The sequence below is a fragment of the Martelella sp. FLE1502 genome (assembly GCF_053484255.1).
Map to the genome: position 1 here is coordinate 1 of NZ_JBAKFQ010000002.1, position 16,145 is coordinate 16,145.

Sequence of the window (16,145 nt, forward strand, 5' to 3'; positions counted from 1 at the left end):
GCGAGGCCTGTCGCGCAGTCAGCCAGATCGCGCGCGTAGATCCTGCACGCCTCTTGCCAGTCCGCGGCGTCTTTCACCCTGGTCTGCATCAGGCGTTCGGAGAATGCGTGGCGCGCGAGAAGCTCGAACAGCGACTGCCGGTCCTTGACGTGATAATGCAGCGCCTTTCGGTCCACCTTCAGCACATCGGCGAGCGATTGCATGGAAAGCGCCTCCAGGGGAAGCGTTTTGGCCGCGGCGATGATCTGGTCCACATCAAGACCGGCCCTTTTTCCCGGTCGCCGTTTCCGGCGCGCGCCCGCCTGCTTTTCCTTTCCTGCCACTGTCATGCCCGTCCTGCCCGTCCGTTTTCCGGTTCCGTGATGGCTCTTATCACGCAGGCTTTTCAATATCGCAAGGGCGGCGAGCGCCTGTGAAAGATTCGTATTGACAAATCTCAAGCGTGAGGACTACCTTTATTCCCGGACGGGAATAATAGGAGGAAACTATGACGACCACCGATCATTCGACAGTGACCAACCCCAACATCGTCGTGAGCCGCGAACGGCTGCGCGGCAGCGCGAAGCGCTGGCGGCGTCACGGCATTCCAAAGGTCGCGAAGAAGGCGGAAGAACCGGCGGCCCGGGGCGTTTTCGGCCCCGGCTCGGTCGCCTGGGACGTGTTGCTTCATCCCGCGGTGATTGTCTTTCAATCGCCGGCGCAGTTCATCCTGCAACTGACCTACAAGCCGGTCGTGGCCGGCGTTCGCGACTGGGACCCGATCTCGAAGAAGGCGCATCGCGGTGAACTGACCCTGTTCGACGTCTTCGACCGCGGCCAGAGAAACTCCGGCATCCACGCGCCGATGTGGCTCGGCGACAGGGATACCGCCACGCGCGTCGCCCAGCACCTTGTGCGGGTTCACGAGAAGGTCGCGGGCGACGTCATCGATGTCGGCCACCCGGAGCTCGGCGGTTATCAGGCCAACTCGCCGCGGGATTCCATGTGGGCGGGCCTGACCGAGATGCACTCAATGCTCTGGGTCTACGAACGCCTTGGCTTCAAGGGTTTGAGGCGCACCGGACGGCTCTCTCCGGAACTTAGGGACCGCTACATCGCGGAGGTCAGCGAGTACTGCAAACTGTTTCCGCATGACGAGGCGGAGCTGCCGAAGTCAATGGCCGACCTGAACAAGCTCTATCATAAATATGACGGCCTGTTCGGCGTCACCAAGACGCTGGCGACCATTCCGGCGACAGGCGAGAATTTCCACACGCTGTGGATGGAGTCGATCAAGAAGAACGATCATCCCTCGCAGCGGAAGGTGAAGGTCCAGCTGTTTTTCCAGGAGGGCCTGTTCAAGATGCTCGCAATGGCCGCCGTCTCCGGCAAGACGCGCAAGAACAGCGGCCTGACCCCGCGCCAGGAAAAGAAGGTTCTGGCCGCAAGGGTGGCGCTTCTTCCGCTGGTCTGGCTGGTGCAGCAACCGCCGATCGAGCGCTATTTCCTGCGCATGATGTGGGGCCCCGACGCCGTGGAACTCATCACCGCCGCGCGCAAGCTTCACGCCGAAGCCAAACGAAGCTGAGCTTCGCCGTCCGGCTCGACAAACAGCTTGCGCCTGACTTGGCGCCGGAACAAGCATGTGAACCGGGCATCAATTCACAGGTCTTGAAGGGATTGGGATCGACGACTTGGTCGTTTAGCAGCTTTAGCGGCATTGATTTTCTAGTTTGGGCAACAAGTTGCGCTCCGGAATGGTCGGTTTAGGGTCGTTTACTGACTATCCGCTTTGTAACGGCCAAAGAGCACAAGTTGCCATTCGCCTTGCGAGCAAGTGCGATCACGAGCGCTCGGCCCGCGCCGTTCACAAACATGCACATATCCCCAATGCCCTTGTCCGCCGCGAGGGCCGCTCCTGCGAGAACTTCTGCGCGTCCCCTACATTTCCGGCTTGGAACCGGCGCCACGCGCCCTCAAAATGAACGCCGCCGGCGACGAGATGTGAGCCATCAGAAGTCGTCCGCTCGGTGTGGTTTCAGCCGGCCGCGAGATCAGGCAAACGTCGACGTGTTTGCCATAAGCGCACGGATGCTTTCGATCAGATCGTCGAGCACCGCGATGCCGCGTGCGCCTGAGGGACGGATTGCGAAATATGAAATCTCGACGTCTGCCTCGAACGGCCTGGAAATTGTCCCGGCACCCGCCGCATTCACAGTGATCCTGTCGACAATGGCGACACCCATGCCGGCTGCGGCAAAATGGCAGCAATTGAGCATCGATGTTTCCACGACGCTGACAGGTTGCTGTTCGGCACTGGCGAAAGCCCTGTCGAGCGCCCGGCGCATCGGCGAGTTCCGTCCCGGCAAAAGCACGCGCTGGTCGATGAGATCGGCTGGCGTGACGACGTCGCGGGCCGACAAAGGGTGATCCGGTCGCATCGCGGCGACGGCGCGCGAACTGTAAAGCAGCTTTGCCCCTTTGTCGGACATGCGTGGCGAACCGAACACGAGGCCGAGATCGTAGCGGTTGTGCTCGACCATATCCCATATCTGCCGACTGTTCTCGACATCGATCACGAGTGGAATGTCAGGCCGGTCGCCTAACGTTTCGATCACTGCCTGATGAAGGTAAGGTCTTACCAGCGAGGTGACACTGGCGAGGCGCAGGACAGTATTCTTATGGACCCGGATGTCTTCGGCAGCACGCCCGATCTGGTCGAGCCCGAGATAGAGCCTTTCGACTTCCCGATAGAGCTGGGCGGCTTCTGCTGTCGGCACGAGGCGGACGCCCGCCCGCTCGAACAGACGCATTTGCACCGCCTCCTCGAGATCGCGCACAAGCCTGCTCACCGCAGGCTGGGTTATGTTCATGACATCAGCGGCTGCGGTGATCCCGCCAGCCATCATTACGCTGCGAAAGGCTTCGATCTGTCGCGGTTTCAGTTTCATAGGCGCCTCCATCCATAATATTCAGGCATGAATAGAACTGAAAATGCAATTTTTATTCTGCGATCATCCTGTTTAGACTCATGAGAGTCTCGCCGGGAGTGCGGGAGTTACACAGCATGGAGGAGTGCTCAATGAAAAGTTCCGCTTTCGCGGCTGCCCTGGCTGCAACCGTTCTCTTTTCGCCGCTGGCAAGTCAGGCGGAGGACCTCACGGTCGGTCTGGCGGCCTCGACAACGTCGATGGACCCGCAATTTTATGTGATCGGCCCCAACAGTGCGATGACCCGCAACATCTTCGATGGCCTTGTGAATCAGGATGACAAGCAGCAGCTCAAGCCGGGCCTTGCCGTTTCATGGAAACCCGTCGATGACACCACATGGGAATTCAAGCTGCGCGAAGGCGTGAAGTTCCACGACGGCAGCGATTTCACCGCCGATGACGTGATCGCCAGCATCAAGCGCGTGCCGCTGGCCGCGACCAACAGCCCGAGTTCGTTCACGCCCTATGTCAAGGGGATCACCGACGTCACGGCCGAGGGGCCGATGACCGTGCGCATCACGACCGCCGAGCCGATGCCGCGGCTGCCGAATAATCTCAGCCGGATAGCGATCCTGCCGGCGGAGATGGAAAACACCACGACCGAGGAAATGAATGCTGGCACGGGCGTCATTGGCACGGGACCTTTCAAATTCGTTTCCTGGGCGCCCGATGACAAGGTCGTGCTGGCGCGCAATGACGACTACTGGGGCGGCAAGGCCGAGTGGGACCAGGCGACCTTCCGGGTTTTCAAGAACCCTAGCGCCCGAGTCGCCGCCATGTTGTCGGGCGACGTCGACATGATCGAGAGCATTCCGACCGCCGACATGCGCCGGTTGTCGGTTGCTCCAGACCATTCTGACGCTGCTGGTGATGTCGATGCTGGTGTTTGCCGGCCTCTATCTCGTCGGCAATCCGGTCGATGTGCTGCTCAGCCCAACGGCGACGCCTGCCGAGCGATTGCAGGTGATCCAGAGTTTCGGCCTCGATAAGCCGGTATGGGATCAGTATCTGCTGTTTCTGAAACGGGCGCTTTCCGGCGATCTCGGCAATTCCTTCATCTACAACCAGCCGGCGCTGACGCTGATCTTGAGGCGCATGCCGGCGACGCTGGAGCTGGCATTCGTTGCGCTGGTAATGGCGCTGTTCATCGGCATCCCGCTCGGCATCTATGCCGGTCTCAGGCCGAAAGGGCTGATCTCCAAGTCGATCATGACATTTTCCATCTCGGCCAGCAGCCATTTGGCCTTGGGAAGCTCATCAAGCAATGCCGCAGCACCGGTGTAATCGCTGACCCGGCCGGCCGTTATGAAAAAACTGATCGGGCGACGGTTCGCATCCGTTACAGCATGAAGCTTGGTGTTCATGCCACCTTTCGTGCGTCCGATCAGGCGGCCTGCGCCCCTTTTTTACCCGCAGGCTGGAAGCCGTGCGGTGGGCCTTGAGATAGGTCGCATCGATCATGATGGTCTTGTGCTCTGCAGCTTCAGGCACAGCCAGGCCTTCCATCATCTGGAGAAAGATGCCCTTGTCACCCCAGCGTTTCTACCGGTTATAAAGCGTCTTGGAGGGACCGTACTCCTTCGGTGCATCGCGCCATCTGCGACCGTTGCGGTTTACGAAGATGATGCCGCTCAGAACGCGTCGATCATCAACGCGCTGGCGACCATGGCTCTTGGGAAAATAGGGCTGAAGACGGGCCATCTGCTCGTCCGTCAGCCAAAACAAATTACTCATCAGTCAGGCTCCTATACGCCCGTCTGAATCACAACCGTCAGTTCAAATCAATGGGTCCTGACCCTAGGCCCTCACCGGCAAGATCGTCAGCGCGCCGCTTTCAGCGCCGTGGGGCGGAACGCGCAGGCCGCCTGATGACGCCGCTCATATCCATCCTGACCTTGTCCAATTCCTCGGCATAGCGGCGTAGCACGTAGCTTTCGCTCAAGATCCCGAGCACATGGTTGGAACGCCGGTCGGTTACCACCGCCAGAGCATCGGAGGCCTGGTCCTCGAACTGCTGTGCGGCCTGACGCGCCGTCATTTCGGGCGTCAGCGCGGTCTCCTTCAGGGCGAGGAAGTCTTCGAGCGGCTGATCGAGCATTTCCTCATCGAGCGCATATATCTCCGGCATCAGCGCCATACCCACATAGGCACCGTCGTCATCAACCACGACGACCTGCTTGGACGAGCCGAGCGGGAAGTCCCGCCGGAAGGTCCGGACGGTCATGCCGGCGCGGACGGTGCGGATGTCGCGGCGCATCATCCGCCCGACCGTGAGCGAGCGGATCAGCCCGATATCATGCGCGCTGCGGATGGTCTCGCCACGCTGGTGGAAACGCCAGGTCGCGAAGGAATAGCCGAAGAACTGGCGGATCAGCACGGACGAGACGGCGGCCACCGCCAGCATCGTGATCGCCAGCGACAGGGAGCCGGAATCCTCGAGCGTAAGGAACACCATGGTCAGCGGTCCGCCGACCACGGCGGCGGCGAGCCCGGTCATGCCGGCAAAGGCGGCGATCCGGTTGTCTGCGATCATGCCCGGCGCGAACCGGTCCAGCACCATGAAATAGGCAAGGCCGATCAGAGCGCCGACGAACAGGGAAGCAAAGAACAGGCCGCCGCGAAATCCGCTGCCGAGCGAGACCGCCGAGGCCAGCATCTTGGCGACGATCATGAACAGAAGCAGCCATAGAGAGGTCGGAGGGTCCTCCAACAGCGACTGCATCGCCCCATGACCGGACGACAGCACGAAGGGCGCAAACGCCACGGCAAAGGCAAGAACCGCGCCGCCGAAAATGGGTCTGACGAGAGACGGTATCCTAAGCTTTCCGAACAATTTCTCGGTTTGACTGACCAGCAGCATCAGCGCAACGCTGCAGATCGCCGTCACCACAGCAAGCCCCATCAGCGCAACGAACATGTCGAGGTCGATGCTGGGCAAGCCGCCGAGCTGGCTTCCGTGACTGTCGGTCAGCCAGCCGGAAATGAAGGTCGCGGCGATGCAGGAAACCATGACGGGCGCGAGCGCGGCGATGGTGTAGGTTCCGATCACCAGTTCGAAGGCATAGAAGGCGCCGGCGATCGGGGCCTGGAACGCAGCCGCGATGGCAGCGCCTGCTCCGCATCCGAGAAGAAGACGCATGTCCGATCGGCGCGCATGTAGAAATGCGCTGAGCTTGGAGCCGAAGGCCCCGCCCATCTGGGCATAGGCCGCCTCCAGCCCGACCGACGCGCCGAACCCGTTGGAGATGATGGTCTGCAGCGTGATGACAAGGCTGTCCTTGAAGGAAAGATGACCGCCATGCAGCGCATTGGCCTCGATCGGGTCAACCATGCGCCGCCCGTTGCGCTTCACCAGATAGGCGACCGGCACCAGCAGCAGGCCGCCGACCAGCGGCACGCCGAGCGCCCAGAGGCCGAACGTGCCCGTCGCTGCGCTCAGCCGCTCGTCCGGCCCGAGCCCGAAAAGCAATCGCTGCAATCCATGGGCCGCAGTCGAAATGGCGGCCTGGGCGAGCCCTGCGGCAACGCCGATAACGGTGGCGATCGCCACCAGCCATATCTCGCTCCGGCGCACCAGCAGCCGCAGTCGCAACACTGGCGAAAGAAGATGCATCCAGGCATTGGTGGCGCGCAGCGTGGAGCGGAGCACCGGGGAATTCAGATCAGGCAGTATGGACACGGGAGATCACTGGTTCTCATCGACAGGTTCAACAACGACATGACGCAATTTTTGATGGGCCCGCCAGGTCACTGCAGGGCGGAGGGATGCCGGGGAATTTGAGTTGGCGCGTCGGCTGGATTGATGTCTATCAACAGGACCGCATGCGATCCAATCACAACAAAGCGTCCTGCGATAACCTGACTTAATCGCCTTTCCTGCGCGATTCAGCCTGTGGAACTCAGCCACCATGTCACATCGGCCTCATGATGTCCGCGATCCGCCTGCGGCTATCCTCTGCCGCCTCGAGCCCCAGCCAGACATAGGCCTCCGCCGGCGCGTCATGCGCCAGCATGTAGTCACGCAATCCTGCATAAAGACGCGTCTCGATGGCAGCATTCCGGATCGGTTGTTGCTGTTTCGGGTCGCTTTCGAGGTCGAACAGCAGGAAGCCCTGGTCCTCGAACGTACCATTGATGTTCGGCGGACGCCTTGCGGTTGAAAGCGCGTCGATCTGCAGCAACGGCATGTTTCGGCAGAAGTCGAACGGCGGCGAGAGCGTGGCCGTGCCGATCTCCTCGTCGTTGAACGGACCGGTCATGTGCTGCGGCATCAGCGTGTATTCGTGGAGCCCGTCGGCCAGCACGTCCGGTGGATAATGCAGCATGACGTAACGCCCGTCGGTCACGCCCACCGGCCCTGCAAACAGACCGAAGGCGACCACCCGGCCGGGCTCAGGCTCGGCAAGGAGGGAGCGGCCGGTGACGGGCGCAGGTGCCTCGACCCCGAAAAGATCGAGGACCGTCGGCATGATGTCGGCGGTCTGCGTAAGTGACGGCACCCGCTCGCCCGCCCGCTCCGGCATCTGAGGATGGCAGAGCATCAGCGGCGTGTGGACGATCTCCTCGTAATAGGGCATCCGGCCCTTGCCCCACCAGCCGTGTTCGCCGAGCAGAAACCCGTGATCCGTGCCGAGCACGATCGCGGTATCCTTCCACATGTCATGTTCGTCCATATAGTCGAGAAGGCGGCCGAGATAGTCGTCGCACATGCGCAGAAGCGCTGCATAGTTCGCCCGGATCTCCGCCACTTCATCGTCGGTTTCGTTGACGCGCTTGTAATCCGGCCAGTTGAACACGGCACCCTGCCATGTGCTGTCGCCTTCGCGGCGGAAGCGCTCCGGGGCGCGGAAGGGCTCGTGCGGATCGAACAGTTCGAGCTGCAGCATCCAGTTGTCCGCGACGCGATTGCTGTCGAGGAAATCGAAGGCCGAGGCGAAGCATTGCGCGATCGGATAATCCGCCTCGCGCATCTGGTGCATATTGTTGATCATATGCTGGACCCGGCCGGGCTTTTTCGCCGGATCGTAGTGGCGCGCGTCATAATCCCGCCGGAAGGCATCGAGCGGCGGCTCGGCCAGCCCCTTCCAGGCGTCATATTCCTGGCCACGGATGAATTCCCAGCTGTTGTATTTCGTGTGGTAGCCGGTTCCGCCATCCTGGAAATAATGGAAATGGTCGGTCACGAGATGGGTGTATATGCCCTTGTCACGCAGCAGGTCGCAGAAGGAAACATCATAGGGCTCCATCGGCCCCCAGCTGCGGTGGAAGAAATTCGCCCGGCCGGTCTGCAGTTCGCGCCTCGCCGGGATGCAGGGAAGGCTTCCGACGTAATTACGCTCGAAGGTCACGCCGCGGGCGGCGAGCCGATCGAAATTCGGCGTTTCGATATCGCCGCCATAGGCGCCAAGGGCCAGGCGGTTGAGCGAGTCGAACAGAACGAAGATAAGCCGCACGGGCGCCTCCTCCATAGTGCGGTCTATTTCAGCGCGAATGAGACCGCGCCGAAGAGACCGCTTTGCAAAGTTGACCGGTCGTGCGGGGCAACACGCAGCCGCCCCGGTCGCAAATGCGCGACCGGCTCATGTGTTTTCATGAGGCCGGGACAGGCTGTTCCGGCCGTGGTCTCATGGCTCAGGACGCGATAACGAGGCTCTTGAGAACCTCCGCGCTGTCATGCTCCGGCAGGTCGCCGATATCGGCCTGCTTGGCGTCGAGTTTGGCGAGCATCGTCTTGAAGACGTCGCCATAGGCGGGGTCGTTTGCGACGTTGAAGAGCTCCATCGGGTCCTTGTCGCAATCGAACAGTTCCCATTCCGGCGGCGCATCGTTTTCGCGCGCGCCATCCTGTCCCAGCGCCTTGTTGTACCAGTAGATCAGCTTGTAGCGCTGATCGCGCACGCCGTAATGCGCCCAGGCTTCGTGGATCTCGTCATTGTGCATCCAGTAGCGGTGATAGGCGAGCTGGTCCCAGTCTTCGGGCGTCTCGCCGCGCAGCATCGCGCGCATCGAGGTGCCCTGCATGTAGCTTGGCACTTCCACACCCGCCCAGTCGAGGAAGGTCGGGGCGAAGTCGACATTGCAGGCGATGTCGCTGGAAGTGCGGCCAGGCGCGATCTCCGCCGGATAGCGGCACAGGAACGGCATCTGGTAGCTTTCCTCATACATGAAGCGCTTGTCGAACCAGCCATGCTCGCCGAGGAAGAAGCCCTGGTCGGAGGTGTAGATCACGACCGTGTTTTCCGCCAGGCCCAGTTCGTCGAGCGTGTCGAGCATTCGCCCGACGCCGTCGTCGATCGCCTGCACGGTGCGCAGATAGCGCGACATGTAGCGCTGGTACTTGAATTCGGCAAAGGCCTTGGGGTCGTCGAAGGTGAAGGTCTTGCCTGTCTCCGCGCAGATCACGGAGATGGTCTCGCCGTCCTTCAGCTCGGGGATCTTGCGCGCCGGCCAGCCCTCGACCATCAGCTCGCCGGCGATTTCGGCGCCGCCCTCCGGCTGGATGAGGCCGAGATCCTCATAGAGCATGTCGGACTTGATGCGCATTTTCGCGGCCGCGGCCGCTGCGGCGCGGTTCTCATAGGTGTCCTCGAAGGTCGGCGGCAGCGGAATGCTGCCCGGCTCGTGGATATCCCTGTAGCGCGGATGATACTGCCAGTTGCGGTGCGGCGCCTTGTGGTGGCACATCAGGAAGAAGGGCTCGTCCTTGTGGCGCTTGATGAAATCGACCGACATGTCGGTGATGATATCGGTGGCATAGCCCGGCACCCGGCGGTAGCCATCGGGAAAGTGGAAGCCCGGATCCCAGTAGTCGCCCTGCCCCGGCACGACCGCCCATTCGTCAAACCCGGTCGGCTCATGCGCCGGGCCTTCGCCGAGGTGCCATTTGCCGAAGATCGCGGTCGCATAACCGCCGGCCTTCAGCGCCTTGGCGACATTCGGCAGGCGATTGTCGATATGGGTCGAAAGCGTCGTCACCCCATTCACATGGTTATGCGTTCCCGTCAGGATCGCCGCGCGCGACGGGGTGCAGATCGAGTTTGTCACATAGGTCGCATCGCTCCGCACGCCTTCATTGGCCAGCCGGTCGAGGTTCGGCGTGTTGTTGATGCCAGCGCCATAGGCCGAAATGGCCCGCGAGGCATGATCGTCGGACATGATGAAGATGATGTTGGGGCGGGTCATGGTTTCACTCGACATTGTTCATGGGGTACGTTGCCGGGCGACGCGGCGAAAGCCGCCCGAGATTGTGTTTATGTGAAAAAGAAAAAAACACTTTGCGTTCCGTCATCTTCCGGCACTGCCTTAGGAGCGTTGAGAACCAACCATCTTTTCGGATCGAGGCGGTTTCACGCGTAGCCCGCCGTGTGTCCGCCGGGATCGAAGGACATGTGCAGGCTGAAGACCCGCGTGGCGCCGCGCCCGGAGGGTTCCAGGAGGCCGGCCTCGCGCAGCGCGGCGCGCGGCTGCTTCTCATGTGTCGCCGGTTCTATGCAGAAGAGATTTGTGCCGTCCGTCGCGTTGCGCAGCGTCTGGAGGCAGGGAAGCGCATCGCCGTCATACGCAAGTGTGTAGCGCGGCGGCGCATCGCCGCAGCCGGCAAGAACGACCTCGACCGGCCCAGCGCCGGACGGGCGGGTGCGAACACCGTCGGGCGACAGCGCATCGGCTATCTCCGTGCCACAGAGCGAAAGATGCGAACCGGGGCCCGCCAGCGGAAAACCGAGATTGATATGATACATCGCCATCAGCGGCAGCGATCCCGAAAGTACGGTCACGCGGTCGGTGAGCGACAGCGTCCGGCCGCCGAGGGGAACGAAGATCTCACGCTCCAGCCTGACGCTCGCCTGCCCGAGCACGAACTGGGTCGCCTCCGCCAAGACGCGGAAATTGCAATCATCGCCATCCCAGTCGGCGGCACAGGAGACGATCTTCGCCGGCATCCGCGCCATCCGGCCATGCAGGGGATAGGAGCGCCCCTCGTCCGTATCGGGCTGGCGGATGTGGTCGAAGCCGCAGGTTGACATCAGGCCGGAGAGCGTCGTGTTCTCGCCGACGGAGTGGGTTCCGCTCATGCCGATCGGCCCGGTCCAGCCGAAGGGCACGTCATTGCACCAGACCTGGCCGATATCGCAGCACCGGTCGGGCAGCAATTCGACGCGCAGGCCGCCGCCGCTGTCGATCTGGATCAGGCGGGCGCCGCTCGCCGGGCCATCGGTTTCCGTAAATTGCCTGATGCCCGCCACCTTGGCGATATCCGGGATTAACGCGGCGAGCTCCTCGCGCTTCCAGTTCCTGCCGTAGAGTTTCATGCTCGGCCTCGGTTCACCAGATCGCGCTGAGCGCCGTAGGCATCCGCAGCGACATCATCTGAATCGTCACTCTCATCTGCATCGCTGACCAGCGAGCGTGCCGGCGCCTCAAGCCCCAGCCACGCGTAGAAATCATCGGTGGCGTCGTGTTCCTTCAATATGCCCCTCAATCCATCCTCGAGACGCGCCACGACAGCCGGATCATCGACAGGCGTCGACTGATCCGGATCGTTGGTCAGGTCATAAAGCGATGTCCCGAACCGGCTGTAAGGATCCCTGTAAAGGCCCGGCCCGCGTTTTTCGGGCACGAGGCCCGGAACGCGCAGCACGGGGACGCCCTTGGTGAAATCGAGCGGCGGATGAAGGGTCGCATCCGCGAGTTCATCCACCGAGAACAGCGATTTCAGATGGGTCGGCATCAGCGTGTATTCCGCCGGCGCCGGGCCGTCGCGGTCCGGCGGATAGCGGAAATAGGTATGGCGCCCATCTGTCACGCCGACCGGACCGCCATGCATGCCGAAGGCGATGATCCGCTCTTCGTCATCCTCATCCAGCCGATCAAGGATCGGGCGGCCGCGCGTCTCCTTCGGCGCCTCAAGGCCGAAAATGTCGAGCATGGTCGGCATCAGGTCGGGCGTCTGCGTCAGGGCATCGATACGGGTTCCGGCGCGGTCGGCATGGTCCGGATGATGCATGATCAGTGGGATGTGCGAAATCTCGTCGAAATAGGGCGGAATGTTCTTGCCCCACCATTCATGCTCGGAAAGCAGGAAGCCGTGATCCGTGGACAGAACGAGGCAGGTGTCCTTCCAGAGATCGTGTTCGTCGAAATAGTCGAGCAGCCGGCCGAAATGATGGTCGCACATGGCAACGAGGGCGTTGTAGTTCGCCCTGATCTCGGCGATCTCTTCCGGCGTGTTGGTGCACGGCCCGTAACGCGGCCAGTCGAGGATCGGCCCGTCGTAATCGGTCGGCAGCGCCTTGCGGTATTTCTCCGGGACGTGAAACGGCTCGTGCGGATCGAAGCACTCGATCTGCAGCATCCAGTTGTCGGCGTCGCGGTTGCTGTCGAGGAACTCCAGACCTTTAGTGATGCATTGCGGGCCCGGGAAATCTTCCTCATCGCGGATGAAGGAGCGGTTGATCTGGTGCTGCAGCCGGTTCCGTTCGCCCGGCTTGTTGTAGTGGAGATCGGAATAGTCCCGGGCGAAGCGTTCGAGCGGCGGCTCGACCACGGCTTTCCACGGGTCGAATTCCTGGCCGCGAACCAGGTCCCAGGTGCGGTAGCGGTTGTGATAGGTCGCACCGCCGTCCTCGAAATAATGGAAGTGATCGGTGACGAGATGCGTGTAGACATTCGCCTTGTTCAGGATCGCGGGAAGCGAATTGTCGAAGGGCTCGAGCGGCCCCCAGGAGCGATGCATGAAATTGAGCCTGCCGGTGTGCATGTCCCGGCGGGCCGGCATGCAGGGGAGACTGCCGACATAATGGTTGTCGAAGGTCATCGCGCGCGCCGCGAAACGATCGAAGTTCGGGGTCGCGACCTCTCGGCCGCCATAGGCGCCAAGCGCGAGCCGGTTCAGCGTGTCGAACAGGACAAAAACAAGCTTCATGGATAGTCTCCCCGACGGGATATTAGACATTTGCCAATGGGCGAAAAATATCTCCGGCGTGAATCACGATAACCCGGAGATATCGATTAGAGGAGCGATGCGGCCGTCATGCCTTTCGGCCTTTGCGGATCAGCGCCGACGCCACCGGCCAGAGCGCGACGACAACGGCGATGATGATCAGGCTCATGCCGATCGGCCGGCCAAGCAGCGGCGCGAAATCGCCGCCGGTGCTCATCAGTGCCGAGCGCAACCGCTCCTCGGCCAGCGGCCCGAGAACGAATCCGATGATGAAGGGGGCAAGCGGGAAGCGCAGCCAGGACATCACGTAACCGACAATGCCGAAACCGAACATCACCCAGGCATCGCCGAGATTGTTGTGGTTCGCCGCAACGCCGACGACGCAGAACATCAGCACGACCGGCGCGAGAATCCCCGGCGGCGTCTTGATGACCTTGGCGAGGAAACGCAGCAAGAGCAACATGACCGCGAGCATGAAGATGTTGGCGAAGGCGTAGGAGGTGATGACGCCGTAGAAGATGTCGGGATGCTCGATCGCAAGCAGCGGTCCGGGCTGGATCGAATGCAGGATCAGCGCCGCCATCAGGATCACGTCCTGGCCCGAGCCCGGAATGCCGAGCGCGATCATCGGGATGAGGGCGCCGCCGACCGTTGCGTTGTTGCCGGTCTCGCTGGCGACGATCGCCTCTTCGGATCCGTGGCCGAATTCCTCGCGCTTCTTAGAGAATGTCTGCGCGGCGGTATAGGACATCAGCGCCCCGACATTGGCGCCGATACCCGGCAGCAGCCCGATCCAGGAGCCGATCAAGCCCGAACGGACGAGGTTGCCGGGATAGCGGAAGGCGCGGCCGCCCTCCCTCAGGACGTCACGCAGACTGGCGTCAAGCTGGTTCTGCTGCGTGCTTTTCGGGTTGGCGAGATCGGTGAGAACCGAGCGGACCGCGAAGGTGCCGATCAGAACGGGAAGAATATCGAAGCCGTTGGAGAGCGCCGGCAGGCCGAAGGTGAAGCGGGAGGATGCCGAGATCGGATCGAAGCCGACGGTGGCGACGAGAATGCCGAAAAGGCCCGAGATCAGCGCTTTTGCGGGCGAACCGCTGGCGAGAAAGGCGATCATGACGATCCCGAGCAGCACCAGCGCGAAATAGTCGAAACTCTGGAGTTGCGATGCCACCCGGGCCATCGGCAGCGCGAGCAGGCTGAGGATGACCCAGGAAATCATGCCGCCGATGAAGGATGAGACGATGCCAAGCGACAGCGCGCGGGCGGCCAGCCCCTTGCGGGCCATGGCGCTGCCGTCGATCGTGGTCATGATCGCGGATGGCGCGCCGGGAACGCCCAGAAGAACGCCCGAGACCAGGCCGCCGGAAACGCCGCCGACATAGATGCCGATCAGGAAGACCTGCGCCTCGACATCCGGCATCACGAAGGTGGCAGGCAGCATCAGCGCCATCAGCATGCCGCCGCCAAGGCCCGGGATCGCGCCGAAGATCACGCCCATCGCCACGCCAAGCAGCGACCACCCGAGCGCGGCGGGGCTCATCATGTAGAGGAACGAGTCGACCATGTAATGCATAATGCTGTCCTCAGGGAAGGCTGACGTAGAGGAGGTTCTTGAACACCCATCCGACCGCGATCGGCAGCACCACCGCTGTGGCGCAAAGCCAGTACAGCAGCCGGCGGTCGCGTAAGCCGATCAGCGTCACGCCGCAGATGAAGACGAAAACGCCAGCCGCCAGCTCGAACGGCACGAAACGCGTGTTCAGCACCCAGATGAAGGCGCCGAGTTCGATCATCAGCAGGACCTGCGCGCGAAGGTGGCCGAGATCGAGACCGTTGCCGGCGCCGTCACCCGACGGGGCGGCGCGCAGCTCCCGGACGCCCGACAGGATCAGCCAGAGCGACAGCAGCAGCATGGGCACCAGCGCGAACCGCGGCAGGAAGGCAGGGCCAAGCGGGTCGAAATGCGGGTTGCGGATTTGGCCGGTGAGCAGGAGCAATCCCGCCGAGAGCACGGCAAAGACCGCGCCGCCGATCAGATTCTTCATGGTCCTATGTTCCTGGGCAAGCGATCCGGCTTTCAGGCAGCCGGCGTTCAATCATTCGAAATTCGTACGGCGGGACGCCATAAGGCAGACCGACCGAGCACCCGCGGGCGATGCCGCGTCTGCGGCGCCCGCGGGGCTGGGAGGACCCGTTCAGTTCGCAAGCAGGTCAAGCTGCTTGAGATAACCCTTGCGCTCTTCATAAGCCGCATTGGCAGCTTCCTCGACCTCGGGCTCGGCAACATAGGTGAGCTTCAGGTTGAGCGTATCCTCGAGCCGGGCAACGGCCTCGGGGTCGGTCATCACCTTTCCGATCTGCTCGCGCCAGTAATCCTTGATCGCATCCGGCGTATCACGGCGGATCCAGAAATAACCGGTCGAGGTCACGGCCGTGGAGACGTCATAGCCCTGTTCGGCCATGGTCGGCGTATCCGGCAGCAGCGCATCCCTCTCCTTTCCGGTAAAGGCGATCGCCTTGACGTCGCCGGTCTTGACCATGTCGATGAGCTGGCTCGGGTTCTGCTGGATGAGATTGACGTCGCCGGCAAGAAGGCCCGAGGTGAAGCCGGAACCGCCGCCGGGCGTATGGACAAGCCGCACGTCATCCACGATGCCGAGCGAGGTGGCGATCGAGAGCATCGAGACATGGGCCGAGGAGCCGGTGTTGATCGCCATCTTCACCTCGCCCGGATTGGCCTTGGCATATTCGACGAGTTCATCGAGATTGTTGAACGGCGCCGAACCAAGCGTATAGAGCCCCGGATAAGTCGTCACGACGCTTGCGAGCGGCTCCATCTTGTCCATGACATCGAAGCCGAGCATGCCAAGAAGGCCTGCCTGCATCACGCCCTCGTGGATGAATTCGAGCGTATAGCCGTCCGGCTTCTGGTCCGCGACGAAACGTGTGCCGTTCGCGGTCGCCGCGCCCGGCATCGCATTGACAGCAATCGGCACCGGAATGTTCTTCGCCATCTCGTTCGAAATGGCGAGCGCGATCTGGTAGAAATTGCCGCCCGCGCCGTTCGGAAAGATCACGGTCACCGGCTTGTCGGGGAATTCGGCATTGGCGACAGCGGGAACGGCTGCCGGAATGAGAAACGCGGCGAGAGCCGCCGCGATCAGTTTCTTCATGTTGTCCTCCCATTCAAAAATCTCGACCGGACTTTGCTGAAATTCACAGTTCGGCCTTCG

13 protein-coding genes and 1 pseudogene are annotated in these 16,145 nt (G+C 62.0%); 3 read left to right on the forward strand and 11 right to left on the reverse strand.

Annotation, left to right across the window (positions count from 1 at the left end):
• Positions 1 to 254: hypothetical protein (locus tag V6767_RS01875; RefSeq protein WP_448471861.1), on the reverse strand; the 254-nt coding region annotated here is incomplete at its 3' end.
• 233 nt (positions 255 to 487) lie between these two features.
• Here V6767_RS01875 and V6767_RS01880 point away from each other — a divergent pair.
• On the forward strand, positions 488 to 1,567 hold the full coding sequence (locus V6767_RS01880; RefSeq protein ID WP_448471862.1) for an oxygenase MpaB family protein: 1,080 nt from the start codon (positions 488 to 490) through the stop codon (positions 1,565 to 1,567).
• Positions 1,568 to 2,033: 466 nt separating this feature from the next.
• On the opposite strand, the gene V6767_RS01885 is transcribed toward V6767_RS01880, so the two are convergent.
• Entirely contained in the window at positions 2,034 to 2,930 is an 897-nt protein-coding gene (locus V6767_RS01885; RefSeq protein WP_448471863.1) for a LysR substrate-binding domain-containing protein, read from the reverse strand.
• Positions 2,931 to 3,046: 116 nt separating this feature from the next.
• Here V6767_RS01885 and V6767_RS01890 point away from each other — a divergent pair, with 116 nt between their 5' ends.
• Together V6767_RS01890 and V6767_RS01895 are read left to right on the forward strand one after the other, a co-directional pair.
• Positions 3,047 to 3,958, forward strand: a complete 912-nt coding sequence (locus V6767_RS01890) for an ABC transporter substrate-binding protein (protein WP_448471864.1) — start codon at positions 3,047 to 3,049, stop codon at positions 3,956 to 3,958.
• On the forward strand, positions 3,846 to 4,253 hold the full coding sequence (locus tag V6767_RS01895) for a hypothetical protein (protein ID WP_448471865.1): 408 nt from the start codon (positions 3,846 to 3,848) through the stop codon (positions 4,251 to 4,253). The genes V6767_RS01890 and V6767_RS01895 overlap by 113 nt, the downstream gene beginning before the upstream one ends.
• Here V6767_RS01895 and V6767_RS01900 read toward each other — a convergent pair.
• From V6767_RS01900 to V6767_RS01940, 9 genes and pseudogenes are all read right to left on the reverse strand, one after another.
• Positions 4,193 to 4,703: pseudogene (locus tag V6767_RS01900) on the reverse strand (IS5 family transposase); the annotation flags it as partial. The gene V6767_RS01895 and the pseudogene V6767_RS01900 sit on opposite strands and share 61 nt — an antisense overlap.
• 100 nt (positions 4,704 to 4,803) lie before the next feature.
• Positions 4,804 to 6,648, reverse strand: coding sequence for a chloride channel protein (locus V6767_RS01905; RefSeq protein WP_448471866.1), 1,845 nt, complete (start codon positions 6,646 to 6,648; stop codon positions 4,804 to 4,806).
• Between the two features lie 232 nt (positions 6,649 to 6,880).
• Positions 6,881 to 8,422, reverse strand: coding sequence for a sulfatase-like hydrolase/transferase (locus V6767_RS01910; RefSeq protein ID WP_448471867.1), 1,542 nt, complete (start codon positions 8,420 to 8,422; stop codon positions 6,881 to 6,883).
• A gap of 178 nt (positions 8,423 to 8,600) precedes the next feature.
• Positions 8,601 to 10,151, reverse strand: coding sequence for a sulfatase family protein (locus V6767_RS01915; RefSeq protein ID WP_448471868.1), 1,551 nt, complete (start codon positions 10,149 to 10,151; stop codon positions 8,601 to 8,603).
• A 164-nt stretch (positions 10,152 to 10,315) separates the two neighbouring features.
• Positions 10,316 to 11,278 carry a DUF4432 family protein gene (locus V6767_RS01920; RefSeq protein WP_448471869.1) on the reverse strand — a complete coding sequence of 321 codons (963 nt, stop codon included), beginning with the start codon at positions 11,276 to 11,278 and terminating at the stop codon, positions 10,316 to 10,318.
• A complete protein-coding gene (locus V6767_RS01925; protein WP_448471870.1) occupies positions 11,275 to 12,891 on the reverse strand; it encodes a sulfatase in 1,617 nt (538 codons plus the stop codon). The genes V6767_RS01920 and V6767_RS01925 overlap by 4 nt, the downstream gene beginning before the upstream one ends.
• 106 nt (positions 12,892 to 12,997) lie before the next feature.
• On the reverse strand, positions 12,998 to 14,485 hold the full coding sequence (locus V6767_RS01930) for a tripartite tricarboxylate transporter permease (protein ID WP_448471871.1): 1,488 nt from the start codon (positions 14,483 to 14,485) through the stop codon (positions 12,998 to 13,000).
• Between the two features lie 10 nt (positions 14,486 to 14,495).
• Entirely contained in the window at positions 14,496 to 14,957 is a 462-nt protein-coding gene (locus tag V6767_RS01935) for a tripartite tricarboxylate transporter TctB family protein (RefSeq protein WP_448471872.1), read from the reverse strand.
• A gap of 150 nt (positions 14,958 to 15,107) precedes the next feature.
• Positions 15,108 to 16,085 (reverse strand): Bug family tripartite tricarboxylate transporter substrate binding protein, encoded by a 978-nt coding sequence (locus tag V6767_RS01940; RefSeq protein WP_448471873.1) that lies wholly within the window; start codon positions 16,083 to 16,085, stop codon positions 15,108 to 15,110.
• Positions 16,086 to 16,145: the final 60 nt, after the last annotated feature.

Excerpts from the sequence above, each read along its gene's own strand:
- V6767_RS01925 (WP_448471870.1), bottom strand. The coding sequence starts at position 12,891 with ATGAAGCTTGTTTTTGTCCTGTTCGACACGCTGAACCGGCTCGCGCTT.
- V6767_RS01880 (WP_448471862.1), top strand. The coding sequence starts at position 488 with ATGACGACCACCGATCATTCGACAGTGACCAACCCCAACATCGTCGTG.
- V6767_RS01890 (WP_448471864.1), top strand. The coding sequence starts at position 3,047 with ATGGAGGAGTGCTCAATGAAAAGTTCCGCTTTCGCGGCTGCCCTGGCT.
- V6767_RS01930 (WP_448471871.1), bottom strand. The coding sequence starts at position 14,485 with ATGCATTACATGGTCGACTCGTTCCTCTACATGATGAGCCCCGCCGCG.
- V6767_RS01940 (WP_448471873.1), bottom strand. The coding sequence starts at position 16,085 with ATGAAGAAACTGATCGCGGCGGCTCTCGCCGCGTTTCTCATTCCGGCA.
- V6767_RS01935 (WP_448471872.1), bottom strand. The coding sequence starts at position 14,957 with ATGAAGAATCTGATCGGCGGCGCGGTCTTTGCCGTGCTCTCGGCGGGA.
- V6767_RS01885 (WP_448471863.1), bottom strand. The coding sequence starts at position 2,930 with ATGAAACTGAAACCGCGACAGATCGAAGCCTTTCGCAGCGTAATGATG.
- V6767_RS01895 (WP_448471865.1), top strand. The coding sequence starts at position 3,846 with ATGCTGGTGTTTGCCGGCCTCTATCTCGTCGGCAATCCGGTCGATGTG.
- V6767_RS01915 (WP_448471868.1), bottom strand. The coding sequence starts at position 10,151 with ATGACCCGCCCCAACATCATCTTCATCATGTCCGACGATCATGCCTCG.
- V6767_RS01920 (WP_448471869.1), bottom strand. The coding sequence starts at position 11,278 with ATGAAACTCTACGGCAGGAACTGGAAGCGCGAGGAGCTCGCCGCGTTA.